Source organism: Paraburkholderia strydomiana (assembly GCF_031456815.1).
Classification (GTDB): domain Bacteria; phylum Pseudomonadota; class Gammaproteobacteria; order Burkholderiales; family Burkholderiaceae; genus Paraburkholderia; species Paraburkholderia caledonica.
The window spans coordinates 429932-451050 of record NZ_JAVDVL010000005.1; the positions used below are offsets into that span (position 1 = coordinate 429932).

Consider the following 21119-nt stretch of genomic DNA (forward strand, 5'->3'; position numbering starts at 1 on the left):
CCGTCCTTTTTGCCGCGCTCGAATCTGAAACTTCTTCGAGCCGCGGCGCGACATCAAGCTCAGCCGTTCTTCACTTGCAGGCGGAACTTGTGCAGCAACGGTTCCGTGTAGCCGCTCGGCTGCTGGCGTCCTTCGAATACCAGTGCTTGCGCGGCCTTGAATGCAATGGTGTCGAACGAGGGCGCCATGGGCCTGTAATTCGGATCGCCGGCGTTCTGTTGATCGACCACTTGCGCCATGCGCTTAAAGGTCTCCTCGACCTGTTCGCGCGTCACCACGCCGTGATACAGCCAGTTCGCAATGTGCTGGCTCGAGATACGCAGCGTCGCGCGGTCTTCCATCAGGCCGACGTTGTGAATATCGGGCACCTTCGAGCAGCCCACGCCCTGATCGATCCAGCGCACCACATAGCCCAGAATGCCTTGCGCGTTGTTGTCGAGTTCGGCGCGGATTTCGTCGGCGCTCCAGCTGGCCGTTTCGACGACGGGAATCGTCAGCAGGCCGTCCAGCAGTTCGTCGCGGACGCTCGCATAGTCGGTGCGCTCCAGCTCCTGCTGGACCGCCTGCACGTCGATCTGATGATAGTGCAGCGCATGCAGCGTTGCCGCGGTCGGCGAGGGCACCCATGCAGTGTTCGCGCCGGCCTTCGGATGCGCGATCTTCTGTTCGAGCATCGCGTGCATCAGATCGGGCATGGCCCACATGCCCTTGCCGATCTGCGAGCGGCCGCGCAGGCCCGCGTGCAAACCGACGAGCACGTTGCTACGTTCGTATGCGGCGATCCATGCGCTCGACTTCATGTCGCCCTTGCGCATCATCGGGCCGGCTTCCATCGCGCTGTGCATTTCGTCGCCGGTACGGTCGAGAAAGCCCGTGTTGATGAACGCCACGCGTTCCGACGCTTGGGCGATACATGCGAGCAGATTCACGCTCGTGCGGCGCTCCTCGTCCATGATGCCCATCTTGATCGTATTGCGCGGCAGCTTCAGCAGATCTTCGACGCGCGCAAACAGTTCGCTCGCAAACGCGACTTCGGCGGGGCCGTGCATTTTCGGCTTCACGATATAGATCGAGCCGGTGCGCGAATTCAACTTGTGTTTGCGGTCGTGCAGCGCGCACAGCGTCGTCATCACGGCGTCGAGTATGCCTTCGGGAATCTCGGCGCCGTCCTTCGTCAACACAGCCGGATTGGTCATCAAATGACCGACGTTGCGGATGAACAGCAGCGAGCGGCCATGAAGTACGACGGGCGCCGTGCCGTTCGCGGCGACGTACACGCGGTCGTCATTCAGCCGGCGTGTGAACGTCTTGCCGTTCTTCGTGACCTCTTCGGTCAGATCGCCGTTCATCAGGCCGAGCCAGTTGCGATAGAGCTGAACCTTGTCATCTGCATCGACGGCTGCAACGGAATCTTCGCAGTCGATGATCGTGCTCACCGCCGCTTCGACCACCACGTCCTTCACATGCGCGGCGTCGGTCTTGCCGATCGAGTCGTTCGCGTCGATCTGAATCTCGAAGTGCAGCCCGTTATGTTTGAGCAGCACTGCCGACGGCGCGCTTGCGTCACCCTGATAGCCGATGAATTGCGCAGGCGTTTTGAGTTCGCTCGTTCCGTTCTTCAGCGCGACGACCAGTTTGCCGCCTTCCACGCTGTAGCGAGTCGCATCGGCATGCGAGCCGTTCGCGAGCGGCGCGGCTTCGTCGAGAAACTTCCGGGCATAGGCGATCACCGCGGCGCCGCGCACCGGGTTGAAAGTTTTCTGTCTGTCGGCGCCGTTGGTCTCGGGAATCGCGTCAGTGCCGTAGAGTGCGTCGTACAGGCTGCCCCAGCGCGCGTTCGCCGCATTCAGCGCATAGCGCTGATTCGACAGAGGCACCACGAGTTGCGGGCCCGCCTGTTCGGCGATTTCGGTGTCGACCTGGTCGGTCGTCGCTTTCACGCTCGCAGGCGCCGGCACTATATAGCCGATGCCTTCGAGAAACGCACGATAGGCTCGTAAGTCGCGCACCGGCCCGGGATTGGCGCGATGCCAGTTGTCCAGTTCCGTTTGCAGGCGGTCGCGCTCGGCGAGCAGCGCATGGTTTTTAGGCGCCAACTCGTGCACGAGTGCGTCGAAACCTGACCAGAATGCGGCGCTGTCAATTCCGGTGCCGGGCAGGGCTTCGGTTTCGACGAACTGGTCGAGATTGGCGGCGACCTGCAATCCGCCGCGCGGGTTCATCTGAGTCATCGACTGCTCCATCTGTCTGAGTGGGGCCGACGTGGGGACATCGGCCCGCGTTGGGGCTACTGCTGGGACGATCCTGCTTTCGGATTGTTGCGCTTCAGAGGAAAGGGAAAGCCATCACGGCGGCATTCGTAATGGCGCTAGCGTGAACGATGGGCGAAGCCATCGCCGTGCCTGACTCAGACGCCAAGCGCCTGAATGCCGGCCTTGGCGATCTGCGCATCCTGGTCGGACTTCACGCCCGATACGCCGACCGCGCCGACCACCTGGCCTTCGACGATCACCGGCACGCCGCCTTCGAGTGTGCCGAGTAGCGGCGCGCTGAGAAACGCGGTGCGGCCGTTGTTGATCATGTCCTCGTACACCTTGGTTTCGCGCCGTCCAATCGCCGCAGTGCGGGCTTTTTCAGTCGCGATGTACGAGCTCGAGGGCGCACTGCCGTCGAGGCGCAGCATGCCGAGCGGGTGGCCGCCGTCGTCGACCACGACGATTGCGACGGCCCACTTGTTTTTCTCCGCTTCCGCGCGTGCGGCTTCGAGGATCCGGGTCGTTTCGGCTACGGTCAACACGGGTTTGCTCAGCATAATCAATTTCCTGTCTCGTTCATTGTAGGGTGCGACGTGCAGGGACCGTGAAAGGCGATCGTTCGCGGCGGTTCCCTTGCGAATCAGCTTGATTGGGGATTCTACGTCCAAGCGCGATGCGAAGAAACGCCATCGTTCAGCGGCGCCATCGGCGGCGTCTTCGGGGATCATCTGTCATGACCGGCGTCGAGCGGCGCATCAGCAGAGCGCCATGCGGGATTACCCGACGCAAAACGGCCCAATTCCGACGCACGGCAGCGCCGTTGCAACACGGTCACAGTGCCGAACCGATTTACAATCGTGCGTTGATTCAGGAGTTGCCATAAAAAACGAGCGAGTGCGTGATCCGGCGCTCGCGAATCCAACGTCCACGCCCCACATCATGCCGACCATTAGCGAGCTCTTTGTCTATCCGATCAAATCCTGCGCGGGCATCGCGCTAAACGAAGCGCGGGTGTTGTCCACAGGTCTCGAATACGATCGCGGCTGGATGGCCGTCGATTCGAATGGCGCAATGCTCACGCAGCGCGCGTATCCACGCATGGCGCTGATCAGGGTCGAGATCGCCGCGCAGGACCTGGTGATTCGCGCGCCAGGCATGAGCGAATTGCGTACGCCGCTCGACGCCGCGCGGCTCGGTACGGCGGCCAGCGTCGCGACCACGGTATGGCGCGACGCAGCCTATGGACTCGACACTGGCGACGAATGCGCGAGGTGGTTCTCCGAATTTCTCGGCACGCCGGTGCGGCTGTTGCGCTCCGATCCTGAGCGCGAGCGCATTGTCGATCCGGCTTATACGGAGAGTGTGGGTCGCGCTACCACGCATTTCGCCGACGGCTTCCCTGTTCTCGTGATCGGCCAGGCGTCGCTCGACGACCTGAACACGCGCCTCAATGCGAAGGGCGCGCCGTCCATTCCGATCGATCGGTTCCGTCCAAACGTGGTGTTAAGCGGGCTCGATGCTTACGAGGAAGACTATGTGGAAACGCTGAGGGCGGACGACACGAATTCGGATAGCGCGCAAGGCGTCGAACTGCGTCTCGTCAAACTGTGTGCACGCTGCCCGATGCCGACCATCGACCAGGCAAAGGGCGAGCGCGATGCCGACTGGCCGAACGAACCGACCGACACGATGAGCGTTTATCGTGCAAACCCGCAGCGAAACGGCGCGGTCACGTTCGGCAACAACGCGCTAGTGACGAGCGGGGCGGGCGCGTGGCTGCGCGTCGGCCAGGCAGTCGAAGCAGAGCTGGGCTTTGGCGACTAGTGAGTCGTGCGACCGCTTGCATCACATTCACGCGGCGCGAGCATGCGCCGCGTCACCGTGCGATGACGCATGTTGCGCCCAGTCTGTCTCCATACTTTCACCGATCGCGTTGCCGATCAGAATCACTGCAGGACTGCCGAAGCCCGCGTCTGTGGCGTCGGCCGCGAGGCGGTCGAGGCGCGTCAGCAAGCGCCGCTCATTAGTGCCGCCAGCCCATTGAACGACCGCAGCCGGCGTCTCGGCAGGCAGGCTCGCGAGCAACGCGCTGGCGAGGCTGCCAATACGCCGCATCCCCATATAGATCGCGAGCGTCGTTCGCGTTGCCGCCAGTGCAGCCCAATCCGGTTCGCCGTGATCTTCCGTATGCGCGGTGACGAACGTGACGCCGTGACAATGGCGGCGATGCGTGAGCGAAATGCCGAGCCCCGCCGCGGCAGCGAAGCCCGACGAGATGCCATTGACGATCTCCACGGGAATCCCCGCGTCGCGCAAGGTCGCGAGCTCTTCACCGGCGCGGCCGAATAGCAGCGCTTCGCCGCCTTTCACGCGGACCACGTGCAGCCCCTTTTGCGCGTAACGCCGCATCAGGCGCTCGATAAACGCTTGTGGTGTCGAACGGCAGCCACCGCGCTTGCCGACCCGGATCACGCGCGCTTGCGGCGCGAGCGTGACGATCTCGGGATTCGCCAGGTCGTCGAGCAGGACGACGTCTGCAGCGGCGAGGGCTTTCGCGGCTCGCATGGTGAGCAGATCCAGTTCTCCCGGACCTGCGCTCAATAACGTGACCTTGCCGGAGTTCGTGTTCATCGTGATGTCCTTAGCTTCTCTCTGTGGCCGGCGCGTAGGTTTCCGCCGGCGCCAAACAAAAACGGCGTCCGCCCGTGATGATCACGAGGGGACGCCGTTGTCCGATGCTGCTGATTTGCCGCTCCTGGATTCGCAATCTGGCGAGGCACTGCGTTGTGTCTGCCAGGTGATGCCGTCGATATGCGCCGGCTGCGTCGCCGGAGCGGCATTCATACGCCCAATGCCGATGCAAGGAGCAGGCCAACATGCGAAGGCGCGACGGTGGCGGCAAGCATTCGGTCGAGCCGAAGCTTCGGCGATGCGTGTTAAAACACGTCGCAGACGGCCTGCCACCCGCTGATTAAAAGAGCGCGACGCCGTCACAGCGCTCCTCGTGCGGGACTCTTCTGCACCGCCCACGCGCCCGCTTTTGGCACGCGCAAAGTGCTGCGTCGCACCATCGCTGTGCCGGCCTGCATCGAAATGCGTCGCGGGCGTGGTTCGCCGACCACCCGCGCAATGCTGCACGAAGCCCCGTGCGGTGGGGCGCACGCGCACATCGCATGCGATTGGCACAGCCCTTGCATTTAGTCCCGCCATCGGATCAACGTGGATCCGCCGCGAGCGCCACACGAGGCACTTGCCGCAGTACCAGGTCAGGACAACGGCGTCCCCCGAATTCAGTCATCGACTGGGTTCGCGGGACGCCGTTTTTATTTCCGGCGCCGCATTGCCGATGACGGCATGGCGGCGACCGATGCCCAGCACATTGAGGAAGCCGCGGTCATGAAAATCATCGTTATCGGTCACGGGATGGTCGGTCACAAACTGGTCGAGTGTCTGGCGCAAGACGCCGCGCACGGCCTCGACATCACGGTGCTGTGCGAAGAATCGCGTCCGGCGTATGACCGCGTGCACCTCTCCGAATTCTTCTCCGGCAAGACGGCGGACGATCTTTCGCTCGTGGAACCGGGCTTCTTCGAACGCCAGAACGTGTTGCTCAAGCTCAACGCGAAGGCTGTCTCGATCGACCGTGCCGCGCGCACCGTGACTGTCTCGACTGGCGAGACGCTGCCTTACGACAAGCTCGTGTTCGCGACCGGCTCCTATCCGTTCGTGCCGCCGGTGCAGGGACGCGAGCGCAGCGATTGCTTCGTCTATCGAACCATCGACGATCTGGAGGCGATGCAGGAATGCGGCGCGCGCTCGAAGACCGGCACGGTGGTCGGCGGCGGACTGCTGGGCCTCGAATGCGCAAAGGCGCTGCGCGACATGGGTCTGCAAACACATGTGGTCGAATTCGCGCCGCGCCTGATGGCGGTTCAGGTCGATGAAGGCGGCGGCCGCGTGCTGCGCACGAAGATCGAAGAACTCGGCGTGACGGTGCACACGCAGAAGAACACCACGGCGATCGTCGACGGCGAAGCGGGCACGCACCGCATGCAATTCGCGGACGGCACGTATCTCGACACTGACATGATCGTGTTCTCCGCGGGCATTCGTCCGCGCGACGACTTGGCGCGCGACAGCGGCCTGACGCTCGGCGCGCGCGGCGGCATTGTGATCGACAACGCATGCCGCACGAGCGATCCGCACATCTATGCAATCGGCGAGTGCGCGCTGTGGAACGGCCAGTTGTTCGGCCTCGTCGCGCCCGGCTACGACATGGCGCGCACGGTCGCGAGGCAACTGCTGGGCGAGCCCGCCGAATTCGTGGGCGCCGACATGAGCACCAAACTCAAACTGATGGGCGTGGACGTCGCGAGCATCGGCGATGCGCATGGCAATACGCCGGGCAGCCGCGCGTATCAGTTCAGCGACGAACGCAAGCAGATCTACAAGAAGCTCGTGGTCTCGGAATGCGGCAAGTATCTGCTGGGCGGCGTAATGGTCGGCGATGCAACCGAGTACGGCACGCTGCTGCAGATGATGCTCAACCGCATCGAGCTACCGGAGTCGCCCGAATTTCTGATCCTGCCGCAAAGCGACGGCAAGGCGAAGCCGGGACTCGGCGTCGACGCGCTGCCGGACGCCGCGCAGATCTGCTCGTGCAACAACGTGTCGAAGGGCGACCTGTGCGCCGCCGTTTGCGCGGGCGCGACCGACATCGGCGCGCTCAAATGCGCGACTAGCGCGGGCACTTCCTGCGGCGGTTGCGTGCCGCTCGTCACGCAGGTGATGAAGGCCGAGATGAAGAAGCAGGGCCTCGCGGTGAACAACCATGTGTGCGAGCACTTCGCGTATTCGCGCCAGGAGCTGTATCACATCGTACGCGTGGAAGGCGTTCGCAGCTTCGGCGAACTGCTCGCGAAACATGGCCATGGTCTCGGTTGCGATATCTGCAAGCCGGTGGTCGCCAGCATTCTTGCGTCGTGCTGGAACGAATTCGTGTTGAAGAAAGAGCACGCGTCGTTGCAGGACACCAACGACTACTACCTCGCCAACATTCAGCGCGACGGCACATATTCGGTCGTGCCGCGCATGGCGGGCGGCGAAGTCACGCCCGACGGTCTGATCGCCGTTGCGCAGGTTGCGAAGAAATACGGCCTCTATACGAAGATCACCGGCGGCCAGCGCGTCGACCTGTTCGGTGCGCGCGTCGAGCAACTGCCGTTCATCTGGGAAGAGCTTATCGCGGCGGGGTTCGAGTCGGGCCATGCGTACGGCAAATCGCTGCGCACCGTGAAGTCGTGCGTCGGCTCGACATGGTGCCGCTATGGCGTGGGCGATTCGGTGGGCCTCGCAGTCGAACTCGAGAACCGCTATAAGGGCCTGCGCACGCCGCACAAGATCAAGTTCGGCGTCTCGGGCTGCACACGCGAGTGCGCGGAAGCGCAGGGCAAGGACGTCGGCATCATCGCGACGGACAAGGGCTGGAACCTGTACGTGTGCGGCAACGGCGGCATGAAGCCGCGTCACGCGGAACTGCTTGCCTCAGACCTCGACCGCGAAACTCTCGTGCGCTACATCGACCGCTTTCTGATGTTCTACGTGCGCACCGCCGACCGTCTGCAACGCACCAGCGTGTGGCGCGAGAACCTCGAAGGCGGCCTCCAGTATCTGATCGACGTGGTTGTCGACGACCACCTGGGCGTGGCCGAAGAACTCGAAGCGGACATGCAGCACGTGATCGACACCTACGAATGCGAGTGGAAGAAGGCGGTGACCGATCCCGAAACGCGCAAGCGCTTCCGTCATTTCGTCAACAGCGACGAGTCCGATAGCACAGTGCGCTTCGTCGAGGAACGCGGGCAGATCCGCCCGGCGACACACGGTGAACGTCAATCGAAGCTTGCCGCCATTCCCGTCGTAGTGGAAACCGTTTGATTCATTGGCGCCATGGCTCGCGTACTCGCTGGCGCGTATCAGATTCAAGCTTCAACGAGCACGTAGTTCTGCATCGAAAAGCGGACCCGCATGGCATGGACGTTGCATGAATAGTGCGGGTTTCAACATAGTGATCATTCCGGTGCGTGGCGAAGCATGCAGTGAGCCGGATGGTCGAAAATCAGTTTAGTGAGGATGTCTGATGAAAAACGTGATGAGCTCCCTTAAGAGTGGAGACTGGCGCGCGCTGGTAGCGTGTTTCCTCTATTTCGATACCGGCTTCACGGTCTGGGTTCTGTATGGCCCGCTCGCGCCGTTCATCAGCAAGAGCATCGCGATGACCCCGGCGCAGCAAGGCTTGCTCGTCGCGGTGCCTGTGCTGTCGGCGGCGATCTTGCGCGTGACGCTCGGCAACCTCTATCAGTCGGCGCATGGCAAGCGCATTGCGTTGCTCGGCGTGCTGCTGTCGGCGGTGCCGACCATCGTGTTGCCGTTGCTGCCGTCCGTTCCGTCGTACACGCTGCTGCTGGTGCTGGGCGTGTTCCTCGGCGTGGGCGGTGCGAGCTTTGCTGTTGCATTGCCGATGGCAGGCAGCAACTATCCGCCGAAGGTACAGGGTCTCGTGCTGGGACTCGCCGCCGCGGGCAACATCGGCGCGGTGCTCGACGGTTTCCTGTTCCCGCAACTCGCGACTCACTACGGCTGGCAGACTGCAACGGGCGGTGCGTTGCCTCTGCTCGCTATCGCAGGCATCACGCTGTATTTCTGGGCAAACGACTCCGGCGTGAAGACGGGCAGCGTCCTGCGCGCATTCGGCAGCTTCGTGGTGACGCTTGTCGGCCTGATCGTGCTCGTGCTGCTGGTCGAAGCGGGCATTTTCGGTTCGGGCAAAACGGGCGTGCTGCTGTTGCCAGTAATCGGCGCGCTGCTTGCCATTGCGGTGCTGCCCAAGCGCTATCGCGCGGTGCTGGCGGAGCGCGACACGTGGGTCATCATGCTCGTCTATAGCATCACGTTCGGGGGTTTCGTGGGTATGTCCTCGTATGTGTCGCTGCTGCTCACCAACCTCTATCAACTGTCGAAGATCGACGCGGGTCTTTTCATGGCGCTTCTCGCCGCGACCGGCGCGCTCGTGCGTCCGCTTGGCGGCCTGATCGCCGACAAGGTCTCCGGCGTGCGCGCATTGACCGTGCTGCTCGCCATCATCTCGGTGTGCGACTTCGTGTTTGCCGCGGTCATGCCGACGCTCGCGGGCGGCATTGCGCTGCTGCTGTGCCTGTACCTGGCCTTTGGCCTCGGCAATGGCGCGACGTTCCAGCTCGTGCCGCATCGCTGGGCCGGCCGCACCGGCCTGATGTCGGGCATCGTCGGCGCGGCGGGCGGCATCGGCGGTTTCTATCTGCCTGTCGTGATGGGCATGGCGAAGGAAAGCACCGGTTCATATCAGATGGGCTTTGCCACCTTCGGCGCGCTGGCCGCGTGTGCGTTTGTCGCAATCGTCGCGCTGCGCCGGCCGTGGATGGCGTGGTCGATGCAATCGGGCGTGATGCACGCTCATGCAACCGAGTAACGCATCTGGCTAACGGAAAGCAGTCACTCAGCGCATCAACGGACGTATCAACGGGCGCGCCAACGGACGCGTCGACGTGCAAGCAACAGCACGCCGGCGCAACCCGCCGATCTGGATCTTCCGAAGTAGATATGCTCACAACGATAGAACGGCTCCCGCCGCAAGTGGACGTGTCCAGCGAAGTGTTGAGTTCGTTGATCAACATGGCAGGACGTCAACGGATGCTTTCGCAGCGCATCGTCTTCAAGGCGATGCTCGCGCTGCGTCGTAGCGACGGCGCGCTCGCCATCGCGCAGGAGACGTTGCGCACCTTCGCGGACAGTCACGCGGCACTGGTGCAAGGCCGCGATGGTCTGCCGGGACTCTTTTCGCCCGCTCTGCGCGAGGCTTTTCATGGGAGCGGCAGCGGTAGCAGCAGCGGACACGTGGAGAAGAGGATCACGAACTTCATCGCCCTGGCTCAGGCGGCGCTCGACGCCATTGCGCGCGAGGCTTCGAACGCCGAAAGTGCTCTAGAAGTCCTGATCGCGTCGGCGGACCCGTTGCTCGGCGACTTACATGGCGTCACGGCGGTCTACGAACAGGAAAGCCGCCGTATTGCGCGTGCCCAGAAGAAAGAGCAGCAGCAGTTGATCGATCGCATCAAGTCGATCGCGAAAGAAGCGCATATCGTGTCCTTCAACGGGCAGATCGTGGCAAGCCGCACGAACGTGACCGGCCGCGAGTTCGCGGTCGTGGCCGGTGTCATGACTTCGATCACGAAGGAACTGGAGGCAGTAGTCAGCGCATTCGTGAAGAAAGTCTCGGGCGCCTGATACGTCATGCGTGATACGGAGTTCGCGCAACGCGCAGCGCTTCAACACTGATCGCTGATCTCGGCCCACCTGCCCACGCGTGCTCATCCCGGCTATGCTTGGCGTTTTCTCAAACGTCGGGGCAATTACATGAACAGTGGATGGCAGGCCGTGTGGGCAACGGCCAAGGCAGAATTCTCAGATCTCGGGGATCCAGCCGATGTAACGCAGGTGCTGATGCGTCTCGGGCTCGCGTTGATACTGGGCGGCGTGCTCGGTTTCGAGCGGGAAATGTCGCAGCGCGACGCCGGTATGCGAACGCACATGATGGTGGCGGTGGGCGCCGCCCTGTTCGTCGTCGTGCCGCTGCAGGCCGGCTTCTCACAAGACAACATGAGCCGCGTGCTGCAAGGACTCGTGTCCGGCATCGGCTTTCTCGGCGCGGGCGCCATCATGAAGCTCAGTGCGCAGCGCGAAGTGCGCGGCCTGACGACGGCGGCAAGCCTTTGGCTTAGCGCCGGCGTCGGTGTGGCCGCGGGCCTCGGACGCGAGGCCACGGCGATCCTCAGCGTGGTGATTGCGTTGCTGATCCTGTCGAGCGCACGCCTTGTGAAAGGCAACATGCCCGACAGCAAATAGCGAGACCGTGCGTTAGAACTTGTGCCTCAGCGCAACGCGCACGGCGACCTGCGTGCCCGTCGACGAAGGCGCCTGCACACCGGGAATAAACGCATTGTCGAGAATCGAATGGGTCGAGTCTCCCGTGACCTTCTGGTACTCGCCCTGCACATAGACGTCTGTGCGTTTTGACACGTTGTAGTCCGCCATCAGTCCGACGGAGTGGATTTTCGGCTTCACGCTGCCTGACGATGCATCGTAGTTCTCGATCGTGTACACGTACTGAGCACCGACGAAAAATGCGGGCGCGAACTGATATTTGCCGTTCACTTCGAAGTTCTGATACTTGAGCGTGTTCAATTCGACGCCTGGCGCGGCGAGCGGAATGCCGATATAGCCGTTGCCGGTCGGGCTCTTATACGTGGAGTTCGTATAAGCGAAGCCGACGGTCGCCGGGCCAAACGTGTAGTTAATGCCGCCGCCGAAAACGCGCATGCGTGCGGCGATGAAGCTTGCGTCGTTCGCGGTGATCGCGCCAGTTGCTCCCATGCCGGGATTATTTGCCTGCAAATAGGCCGCCGCGATCAGCAGACCGCCGGTTGCATACTGTGCGCCAAAGCTGTACGCGCGGTTATTGGCGAAGTTGGTGTCGTTGCTGAAGCTGTAGACGCCCCCGAACTGCAGGCCCGCTATTTCGGGGCTCGTGTATTTCACGCTGTTGCCGAGCCGGAACGAGTTGTCGGTGTTGTCGTTGTCGTACGGATGCGCGAACAGGTAGCCGGCCCAGTTTCCGTTAGCCGTGGTCTGCGCGAGGTAGTCCACCACCGAATCGTACTGGCGGCCGAACGTGAGCGTGCCGAAGCGGCTGTCGCTCAATCCCACGTATGCCTGCCGGCCGAACATGCGGCCACCCTGGCCGAGCCGCCCGGAGTTCACGTCGAAGCCGTTTTCCAGCTGAAACACGGCTTTCATGCCGCCGCCCAGATCCTCGGAACCCTTCAGGCCCCAACGGCTGCCCTGCGCGTAGCCGCTTGCCATTTCCCACACTGCGCCGTGTCCGGCGTTGTTCGTGTAGTCGAGACCTTCGTCGAGCACGCCATAGAGCGTCACGCTGCTTTGTGCGAACGCGCACGGAGCGGCCAGTGACGCAAGGGCTGCGAAGGCACTGAGGGTAGCGGTGGCGGACAAGGTCTTTTTTATCATCGAGAGCTCCAGACGTTGGTAATGAGCGGCGTGTAGCCGAGGCTCGGCGCGGCCGCTGCTTTTTGGCGAAGCCCGGATTCTGCAATTCGTGAACCGGTTCTCGAATGAGGCACATCCCTGGATAAACGTGATTTTTTCGAATGTTTGTCCCGCGAATTATTCGCTTGTGGCCGGTCCTGACCCAGACAAAAATTCCGTTCATGCACTTTCGCATGTAGCCGGATGCCACTGGCCATGCGCTTCCCGCACAGCAAGAAGAAGGAGACAAACATGCGACTCGACCGGAACTTCGCCAATGGCCGTTTCCTCGAACCCGCCGCCGGTTCTGCCGATCACGAATTGATCGGCGTCTACAACCCCGCCACCGAAGCGCTGATTGCGCACGTCACGGCCGCGAGCCACGCCGACGTCATTGCCGCAGTCGACGCCGCGGCGGTCGCCCAGAAGGCGTGGCGCAAGCTGCCTTCCGCGGAGCGGGGCGCGTATCTGCATAAGCTCGCCGACACATTGACCGAATGCGCGCCGGACATTGGCGCCGCGCTTGCGCTGGAGTCGGGCAAGAGCGTCGCCGACGCGACCAGCGAAGCCGTCTACGCCGGTCAGATCACGCGTTACCACGCAGAGTGGGCGCGCCGCATCGAAGGCGAGGTGATTCCAAGCGATTCGCCCGATGAAAACCTCGTGCTGCACCGGGAGCCGATCGGCGTGGTCGCGTGCCTGATTCCGTTCAACTATCCGGTCTATACGTTCATGCGCAAAGTGGCGCCTGCGCTGATCGCCGGCAACACGGTGGTTGTTCGTCCGAGCAACAACACGCCGACCTCCGCATTCGAAATCGCGAAGGCAGTCGAGAAGGCCGGCCTGCCCGCGGGCGTCGTCAATATTCTGGCCATGAACCATGCGACTGCCGAGGCGCTTTGCAAGCATCCCAGGATCGGCATGATCACGCTGACGGGCAGCGTCGGCGCGGGCCGCAAGGTGCTCGAGTACTGCAAGGAGAACATCGCCAAGCCGTCGCTCGAACTGGGCGGCAAGACGCCCGCCATCATCGAGGCCGATGCCGATCTCGAAAGAGCCGCGCGTGAACTGGTCGCCTCGAAGACCACGCATTGCGGACAGCTTTGCACGGCGATCGAACGTGTCTACGTGCACGAAAGCGTGCACGACCGCTTCGTCGCGCTGCTCAAACGCCATATGAGCGCGGTCGAATTCGGCGACCGCAGCGAGCAACCTTCGCTGATGGGACCGCTCGTCAATGAAGCGTCACGTCAGTCGATCCACGCGATGGTCGAGCGGGCGATTGCAGCCGGCGCCACGCTGGAAACGGGCGGCAAGCTGCCTGCGTCGGCCGAGGGCAAGGGCTTTTTCTATCCGGCCACGCTGCTGTCGAACTGCCGTCAGGACATGGAGATCGTGCAGGAGGAGACGTTCGGTCCGGTCATGCCGGTCGTCAAATACCGGACGCTCGACGAAGCGCTCGACATGGCCAACGATCACCAGTTCGGCTTGTCCTCAGTGCTCTATACGGAGAACTACCGCAACGCGATGAAAGTCGCCAACGGTATCGAGGCCGGCGAACTCTATGTGAACCGCACGCCGGCCGATCCGTATCAGGGCTTCCACGCTGGCTGGAAACGCTCGGGGCTCGGCGGCGACGACGGCAAGCACGGCATGCTCGAATTCACGCAGACCCGTCTCGTCGTCATGAAGTACTAAGGCCGAACCGGCGCGCGCCGCGCCGTGCATAGCAGTCCGCAAGGCACGGCGTGCGTTTGCCTTGCTTCGTCCAGAGACAGCGAAGCGCTGCCTCGCATAACAAAACATATTGGAGACGCACAGGCCGCTCAGTCGGCGCTGTGCCTGTCAGGAGGCTCACGTGTCATCTCAACCCGTTCAATCGTCTTCGACCCCGGCTGCGCTCGCATTAGGCGAGAGGGAAGCCGGCATGAAAGCCGACGCGCAAGCCGCGCTGCAACAAACAAAGGGGCGCCGCTATACGCAGCTGATGTTGCTGGTGCTCGCCGCCGGCGCGATCTATCCGATTCTGTATCTCCGGCAGGTCTATCAGCCGACCATGCTGGAAGTGTTCCATATCACCGATAGCCAGCTCGGCTATCTGTACTCGTCGCTCGGTACCATCTTCTTGCTGAGCTATCTGCCGAGCGGCTGGCTCGCGGATCGCATCGCGCCACGCATGCTGATCTGTTTCTCGCTGATCGCAACGGGTGCGCTAGGGCTCTGGTATTCGAGCGCGCCGTCGTTCCCTATGCTGATGTTGATCTTCGGCGGCTGGGGCCTGTCTACCGGCCTCACGTTCTGGGCGGCAGTCATCAAGCGCGTCACGATGATTGCCGGTACGAACGAGCAAGGCCGCTTCTTCGGTCTGCTCGACGGCGGGCGCGGTCTCATCGAAGCGATGCTCGCCACGATCGCGATCACGCTGTTCGCGTGGGCGACGCAGACGAAAGGAGAGACGGCTGCAGCCGGCTTCCGGATGGTCGTCTACCTGTACGCGTTCCTGTGCATCGCGCTCGGCGTCGTGCTCGTGCTCGTGAAGGATCCGCAAGGCGAGCAGGGCGCCCGCGCCGACGCCGCGAATCGCGCAGCGCGTCAGCGCAGCAACGTGCTCGCCGATCTCGCAACGCTCGCTAAAATTCCCGAACTGTGGCTCGTCGCAGCCATTGTGTTCTGCGGCTACCAGGTGTTCTGGGCAACCTACAGCTTTTCTGCCTATCTGCACGAAGGCGATATTGGCCTCACGGTCGTAATGGCCGGCACGATCACCACCCTGAAACTGTGGATGCGACCCATCGGCGGCATTGGCGGCGGCTTTCTCGGCGACCGTTACTCGAAGGTGTCCGTGCTGATTATCGCGCTCTTCCTCGCTGCGCTGTCGCTCGTCGGACTGATGGCCGCACCGCGTATTTCGAGCCATGTGCTGCTGGTCTTTCTCGTGCTGTTCATCGGCATTCTGACCTACGCGATTCGCGGGCTTTACTGGTCGCTGCTGGATCGCTGCAACATTCCGGTTTCCACGATGGGCCTTGCAATCGGCCTCATCTCCGTACTTGGCTATTCGCCCGATGTGTTTCTGCCGCTCATCAACGGTTACCTGACGCAGACGTTCCCGGGCGTATTCGGCTATCAGCTGTACTTCGGTTATGTGGCCGCGATGGCGGCGCTCGGCGGTTTCGCCGGACTCGCGCTAAGAAACATGCTCAACAGGAAAGAGGTTGCGTAAATGAACGTTGTCTCGCTCGAAACGCATGTCGTTGCCGTACCGCCGCCGCACGTCGGCGGCATGTACTGGATCTTTGTCAAACTGAAGACCGATTGCGGCATTGAAGGCGTCGGCGAAATCTATTCGGCCACGTTCCATCCGAAAGCAATGACGCATATCGTGGACGATGTCTTTTCCCGCTACCTGCTCGATCACGATCCGCACCATATCGAGCGGTTCTGGCGCGAAGCGTATTCGAGCGGCTTTACGCAACGTCCCGACCTGACGATGATGGGCGTGGTGAGCGGCCTCGAAATGGCGTGCTGGGACATCATCGGCAAGGCCGCCGGCAAGCCGGTGTACGAGTTGCTCGGCGGCATGGTCAATCCGCGCCTGCGTTCGTACACATACCTGTACCCGAAGAACAGTCGCGGCGAATACGATTACGACGATCCCGACCTCGCCGCCGAATGCGCCGCCGAGAACGTGAAGCGCGGCTTCACGGCGGTGAAGTTCGATCCGGCGGGGCCGTACACGGCTTACTCGGGGCATCAACTGTCGATGGAAGTGCTCGACCGTTGCGAGACGTTCTGCCGCCGCGTGCGTGAAGCGGTGGGCAGCAAGGCCGATCTGCTATTCGGCACGCATGGGCAGATGGTGCCCTCATCGGCGATCCGGCTTGCGAAGCGCCTCGAAAAATACGATCCGCTCTGGTTCGAAGAGCCGGTGCCGCCGGGTCAGGAAGACGCGATGGCGCAAGTCGCGCGGCACACGAGCATTCCAGTCGCAGCGGGCGAGCGCCTTACTACGAAGTACGAGTTCTTCAAGCTGTTGCAAGCGGGTGCTGCGTCGATTCTGCAATTGAACGTGGCGCGCGTGGGCGGCCTGCTCGAAGCGAAAAAGGTTGCTGCACTGGCCGAGGTGTACTACGCGCAGATCGCCCCGCATCTGTACAACGGTCCGATCGGCGCGGCGGCGAGCATTCAGCTGGCGGCATGCACGCCGAACTTCCTGATCCAGGAAAGCATCGGCACATGGGACGGTTTTCACGCGGCCGTGCTGAAGAAGCCGCTTCAGTGGGAAGACGGCTACATCATTCCGTCGCGCGAGCCTGGCCTCGGCGTCGAACTGAACATGGAAGTGGTCGCGCAGCACACGCCATATACGGGCGAGCGTCTGCACCTGCAAATGGCCGCGCAACCCGTCGACGTGAAAGATCTCGCGCCGGCCAAGGGCTGAACGCCGCGCGGCCTTCTACAAGCATTCAATGGATTGAGCGCCACTCTGGCGATATAGCATGAACTACGACTACATCATCGTCGGCGCCGGGTCGGCGGGCTGCATTCTCGCCAATCGCCTGTCGGCGTCGGGCGAATACTCGGTGCTGCTGCTGGAGGCGGGCGGCAAGGACAGCTCGTTCTGGTTCAAGGTTCCGGTGGGTTTCACGAAGACGTATTACAACGAAACCTACAACTGGATGTACTACAGCGAGCCGGAAAAGGAGCTCGATAACCGTCCTATTTATTGTCCGCGCGGCAAGGTGCAGGGCGGTTCCGGCTCGATCAACGCGATGATCTACGTGCGCGGCCAGCCGCACGATTTCGACGATTGGGCGGCAGCCGGAAATCCAGGCTGGGCATTCCGCGATGTCCTGCCGTATTTCCGCAAGCTCGAATCGCATCCGCTCGGCGACACGGAATATCACGGCGCTGACGGCCCGATCCGCATTTCGCCGATGAAAGACGCCGTGCATCCGATCTGTCATGTGTTCCTGAAAGGCTGCGATCAGGCAGGCTACCGGCGCAGCGACGACTTCAACGGCGCGCAGTTCGAAGGTGCCGGTATTTACGATGTCAACACGCGCAACGGCCAACGCTCGTCGAGCAGTTTCGAGTATCTGCATCCGGCGCTCGCGCGCAAGAATCTCACGGTCGAACACAACGTGTTGGCCAATCGCGTTCTGTTCGAGGGTAAGCACCGCGCTATCGGCGTGAGCGTCACGCAGAACGGCGTCGCCCGGCGTTTCATGGCGAAGCGCGAGGTGATTCTCGCTGCCGGCGCTGTCGATTCGCCGAAGCTGCTGCAACTGTCCGGCCTCGGCGATAGCGCACTGCTCGCGAAACACGGCATTACGACGATCAAGGAATTGCCCGCGGTTGGCCAGAATCTGCAGGACCACCTGTGCGTGAGCTTCTATTACCGCGCGAACGTGAAGACGCTGAACGACGAACTGCGGCCGCTGATCGGCAAGCTGAAGCTCGGGTTGCAGTATTTGCTCACGCGCAAGGGGCCGCTTGCGATGAGCGTGAATCAGTCGGGCGGTTTCTTCAGAGGCAGCGAGCGCGAGGCGCAGCCTAACCTGCAGCTTTACTTCAATCCGCTGTCGTACCGCATTCCGAAGAGCAACAAGGCGAATCTGGAACCGGAACCGTATTCGGGTTTCCTGCTTGCATTCAATCCTTGCCGGCCGACGAGCCGCGGCTCGATCGAAATCGCGTCGAACCGTGCGGAAGATGCCGCGAAAATCCGCCTGAACGCGCTGACTACGCAAAAGGATATCGACGAGGTGATCCAGGGCTGCGAGCTCGTGCGCAAGGTGATGGCATCGCCCGCATTAAAGGAAATCACGGTCGAGGAAATCTCACCTGGGCCGCAGGTGGCGAGCCGCGAAAGCTTCCTGAAGTACTTTCGCGAGCAGTCCGGCTCAATCTATCATTTGTGCGGCTCTTGCGCGATGGGCAATGATCCGCGCACGTCCGTGGTGGATGCGCGTTTGCGCGTGCATGGCGTTGCCGGATTGCGCGTGGTCGACGCGTCGGTCTTTCCGAACATCACTTCCGGCAACATCAATGCGCCCACAATGATGGTCGCGGAGAAGGGCGCCGACATGATTCTCGACGACGCTGCCGCGCGTGCCGCGCACGAGTCTCATGTGGCGGAGTTCGCCACCGCCGCATGATGCTCGTTGGCACCTTCAGAAGGTGCTTGAAACGCCGCGCCGGTCAGTCGATCGGCGCGGCTTTTTCATATCCGCAATGTCGACGCCGTCGCCACCATCCACGGCGCGGCTGTCACGATACGTCGCCCAACGGCACCGCCTCGGACGACTCGAAAGCCCGTTCACCCAGCCAGATTTCCTGCTGCAGCCAGTTGCGAAAGAGCGTGACGTGCGGCAGTTCGTCCTGTCCGGCGCGGGTGACGAGCCAGTACGACTGGTGGCCGTCGACGTGCACGTTCAACACTTGCACCAGCCGGCCTTCGGCGAGTTCGCGCGCGATCATGTTGCGGTCTGCAATCGTCACGCCGAGCCCGTCGATGGCCGCGCGAATCGCGTGGTCGAGCAGATCGAATTCATAACCGCCGCGCGTATCCACGTTCTCGATTCCAGCGGCCTTCAGCCAGTGTTGCCAGGTCAGGTAACGCTGATCCGCGCTGGCGAGCACATGCAGCAGCGTGAACTCGTTGAGGTCGATAGCGGCGCGGCCAGCCTGCCGCGCGAGCAGTGCCGGCGCGCAGACAGCGATATGCCTTTCGTTCATCAACAGACGATTATCGAAACCTTCCCACTCGCCGTTGCCGAAGCGGATTGCGCAGTCGAGCACGCCCGACTCTGCGAGTTTGTCGTCGAGGCGCGTGGACAGGCTCAATTCGAGGTGCGGGTGCGCGTCGCGCAGACGGCCGAGGCGCGGCATCAGCCAGCGGCTCGTGAAGGTGGGCGGCGCGTTGATGCGCAGGCGGTTGCGATGCGTTTTCTCCTGCAGACTGCGCACCGTGAGCTCGATACGGTCGAAAGACTGCTGCAGCGCTTGCAACAGCACGCGGCCGGCGGCCGAAAGCTCGAGATGGTGATGATGGCGTTGCAGCAACGTCTCGCCGATCTGCGCCTCCAGTTGGCGCACTTGCCGGCTCACCGCGCTTTGCGTGACGTTCAACAATTCCGCGGCGCGTGTGAAGCTGCCCGTGCGGCCAGCCACTTCAAAGGCTTTGAGCGCATTCAGCGCGGGCATTTTGCGTTTCAAGGTGTTCGACCGGAGAAGAAGGCGCGCGAGTGCGCGCTATGCCCGGCATTCTAGCGTTTGGGTGCGCGAAGCGATGCACGCGGCATGAGGGTTTTGAGCCGGTTTCCGGTTTCTCTGCTTCCCGCTGAGCGCGGAGCCCGGCCGGTGCGCGGAGGATTCGTTCAACCGTTGTGGTCGAATCGTTAAGCGGCCACGTCAACCCAGGTTTTACTGGAAAAGTTAATCCGCGGTCCGCCGGTCCGCCAGCGCCTTCTCGCAGTCCGCGAGAACCTGCCGTACGAGCCGGGCTTGAGGGTCGAGTTCGTCCGTGTCCAGGATTTCTTCGACGGCGTCGCGCGCCCAGTCGGTGTCGACAAAGCGCGCGTGGCGTCGGGCAATCTCCAGCGCGGTCGCCGACAACTTCGCAATGGAAAGCCAGTCGGCCTCGCGCGCGCGCCGGTCGAGCCATTTGTGGGCGGCCTGTACGTGGAACGCCGCGTCGGGCCAGTCCTCGTTGAGGTAATAAGCGCCGAGGCTGCCGCATGTGAGCCAGCACAACAGCTCCAGGCGGTCTCGCGGACTCAGATGGTGGCGTACATCACTCATGGCGACGCTCGCTGCGGTAAAGTGCTTTCCGGGGGAGGCGGCGTGCGGCCGTCCTCCGCATTTATTAACAATATCACGCAGAATTCACCAGCGGCAATTCCCGGGCGTACCCTGGCGCACGCTGCACGGCGCCGCCGGCGCTGCACGAGCAGCGGAAAATCCCGCGACGCGCTAACGTAGCCTTTCTTCCCGACTACCGCATCCGACGTCCTATGCTGCAAATCCTCGGCAAGACTTCATCCATCAACGTGCGCAAGGTGCTGTGGACCTGCGCCGAACTCGACCTCGCGTTCGAGCAGGAAGACTGGGGCGCGGGATTTCGCCCGACCAGCGACCCGCAGTTTCTCGCGCTCAATCCGAACGCAATGGTTCCCGTCATCAAGGACGGCGACTTCGTACTGTGGGAATCCAACTCGATCATCCGCTACCTCGCCGGCCGGTACCGGGATCGCGGCGAGTCGCTCTATCCGGCCGACCCGTGCGAGCGCGCGCGATGCGACCAGTGGATCGACTGGCAGGCGAGCGAACTGAACCGTTCGTGGAGTTACGCGTTTCTCGCGCTCGTGCGGCAGTCGCCCGCGCATCGCGACGCGCAGCAGATCGAGTCGTCGCGGGCGAACTGGGCGAAGCACATGGCGATCGTCGAAGGGCAGTTGCAGCGAACCGGCGCGTTCATCGCGGGCAACGCGTTCTCGCTCGCGGACATTCCGATCGCGCTGTCGATCAACCGTTGGCTCGAAACGCCGATTCAGCACGACGACCTACCCGCCGTCGCCGCTTATATGACGCGCCTCGCGGAACGAGACGGTTATCGCGAATACTGCCGCAACGGCACGCCGTAGACGCGGTCGCGAGCAGAGAAGAAGAAAAGAGGAAGAAGACCGACCGGACAAACGACGCGGGGCCACAACGGCCCCG

Annotated in this window: 17 protein-coding genes; 10 read left to right on the plus strand and 7 right to left on the minus strand. The window is 62.5% G+C overall.

Going from position 1 to position 21119, the window contains the following annotated elements; genetic code table 11:
* Window positions 1–59: 59 nt before the first annotated feature.
* Both J2W46_RS17020 and J2W46_RS17025 read right to left on the minus strand, forming a co-directional pair.
* Window positions 60–2231, minus strand: coding sequence for a malate synthase G (locus J2W46_RS17020; RefSeq protein WP_310355153.1), 2172 nt, complete (start codon window positions 2229–2231; stop codon window positions 60–62).
* A gap of 176 nt (window positions 2232–2407) precedes the next feature.
* Window positions 2408–2812, minus strand: a complete 405-nt coding sequence (locus J2W46_RS17025) for a heme-binding protein (RefSeq protein ID WP_020065974.1) — start codon at window positions 2810–2812, stop codon at window positions 2408–2410.
* Between the two features lie 382 nt (window positions 2813–3194).
* Here J2W46_RS17025 and J2W46_RS17030 point away from each other — a divergent pair, with 382 nt between their 5' ends.
* Window positions 3195–4079: an MOSC domain-containing protein gene (locus J2W46_RS17030; RefSeq protein WP_310355156.1), complete on the plus strand. Its 885-nt coding sequence runs from the start codon at window positions 3195–3197 to the stop codon at window positions 4077–4079.
* Between the two features lie 27 nt (window positions 4080–4106).
* Here the strand turns inward: J2W46_RS17030 and cobA are convergent, their stop codons facing one another.
* A complete protein-coding gene (gene cobA / locus J2W46_RS17035) occupies window positions 4107–4886 on the minus strand; it encodes a uroporphyrinogen-III C-methyltransferase (RefSeq protein WP_310355158.1) in 780 nt (259 codons plus the stop codon).
* A gap of 663 nt (window positions 4887–5549) precedes the next feature.
* Window positions 5550–5675 (minus strand): hypothetical protein, encoded by a 126-nt coding sequence (locus J2W46_RS17040; protein ID WP_256972226.1) that lies wholly within the window; start codon window positions 5673–5675, stop codon window positions 5550–5552.
* On the opposite strand from J2W46_RS17040, the gene nirB reads away from it, so the two are divergent.
* The 4 genes from nirB to J2W46_RS17060 all read left to right on the plus strand — a co-directional run bounded on the left by nirB (window position 5652) and on the right by J2W46_RS17060 (window position 11195).
* On the plus strand, window positions 5652–8192 hold the full coding sequence (nirB, locus tag J2W46_RS17045; protein WP_310355161.1) for a nitrite reductase large subunit NirB: 2541 nt from the start codon (window positions 5652–5654) through the stop codon (window positions 8190–8192). The two genes, J2W46_RS17040 and nirB, sit on opposite strands and share 24 nt — an antisense overlap.
* A gap of 202 nt (window positions 8193–8394) precedes the next feature.
* Window positions 8395–9762, plus strand: coding sequence for an MFS transporter (locus J2W46_RS17050; protein WP_020065980.1), 1368 nt, complete (start codon window positions 8395–8397; stop codon window positions 9760–9762).
* A gap of 131 nt (window positions 9763–9893) precedes the next feature.
* On the plus strand, window positions 9894–10577 hold the full coding sequence (locus tag J2W46_RS17055; RefSeq protein ID WP_310355163.1) for a type IV pili methyl-accepting chemotaxis transducer N-terminal domain-containing protein: 684 nt from the start codon (window positions 9894–9896) through the stop codon (window positions 10575–10577).
* A gap of 129 nt (window positions 10578–10706) precedes the next feature.
* A complete protein-coding gene (locus tag J2W46_RS17060; protein WP_020065982.1) occupies window positions 10707–11195 on the plus strand; it encodes an MgtC/SapB family protein in 489 nt (162 codons plus the stop codon).
* Window positions 11196–11207: 12 nt separating this feature from the next.
* Here J2W46_RS17060 and J2W46_RS17065 read toward each other — a convergent pair whose 3' ends face one another.
* Entirely contained in the window at window positions 11208–12377 is a 1170-nt protein-coding gene (locus J2W46_RS17065; protein ID WP_310355166.1) for a porin, read from the minus strand.
* A gap of 270 nt (window positions 12378–12647) precedes the next feature.
* Here J2W46_RS17065 and aldA point away from each other — a divergent pair, with 270 nt between their 5' ends.
* From aldA to J2W46_RS17085, 4 genes are all read left to right on the plus strand, one after another.
* Window positions 12648–14093: an aldehyde dehydrogenase gene (gene aldA / locus J2W46_RS17070; protein ID WP_310355168.1), complete on the plus strand. Its 1446-nt coding sequence runs from the start codon at window positions 12648–12650 to the stop codon at window positions 14091–14093.
* A 229-nt stretch (window positions 14094–14322) separates the two neighbouring features.
* The gene (locus J2W46_RS17075; RefSeq protein WP_374726841.1) at window positions 14323–15618 is read left to right on the plus strand and encodes an MFS transporter; all 1296 of its coding nucleotides are present in this window, start codon (window positions 14323–14325) and stop codon (window positions 15616–15618) included.
* On the plus strand, window positions 15619–16836 hold the full coding sequence (locus tag J2W46_RS17080; protein ID WP_310355172.1) for a mandelate racemase/muconate lactonizing enzyme family protein: 1218 nt from the start codon (window positions 15619–15621) through the stop codon (window positions 16834–16836). It begins immediately after the preceding gene.
* 58 nt (window positions 16837–16894) lie between these two features.
* Window positions 16895–18556 (plus strand): GMC family oxidoreductase, encoded by a 1662-nt coding sequence (locus J2W46_RS17085; protein ID WP_310355174.1) that lies wholly within the window; start codon window positions 16895–16897, stop codon window positions 18554–18556.
* A gap of 112 nt (window positions 18557–18668) precedes the next feature.
* Here the strand turns inward: J2W46_RS17085 and J2W46_RS17090 are convergent, their stop codons facing one another.
* A complete protein-coding gene (locus tag J2W46_RS17090) occupies window positions 18669–19604 on the minus strand; it encodes a LysR substrate-binding domain-containing protein (protein WP_310355175.1) in 936 nt (311 codons plus the stop codon).
* A gap of 231 nt (window positions 19605–19835) precedes the next feature.
* On the minus strand, window positions 19836–20201 hold the full coding sequence (locus J2W46_RS17095; protein ID WP_020065989.1) for a hypothetical protein: 366 nt from the start codon (window positions 20199–20201) through the stop codon (window positions 19836–19838).
* A 212-nt stretch (window positions 20202–20413) separates the two neighbouring features.
* Between J2W46_RS17095 and J2W46_RS17100 the strand changes: the two genes are divergently transcribed.
* On the plus strand, window positions 20414–21043 hold the full coding sequence (locus J2W46_RS17100; RefSeq protein WP_131319202.1) for a glutathione S-transferase family protein: 630 nt from the start codon (window positions 20414–20416) through the stop codon (window positions 21041–21043).
* Window positions 21044–21119: the final 76 nt, after the last annotated feature.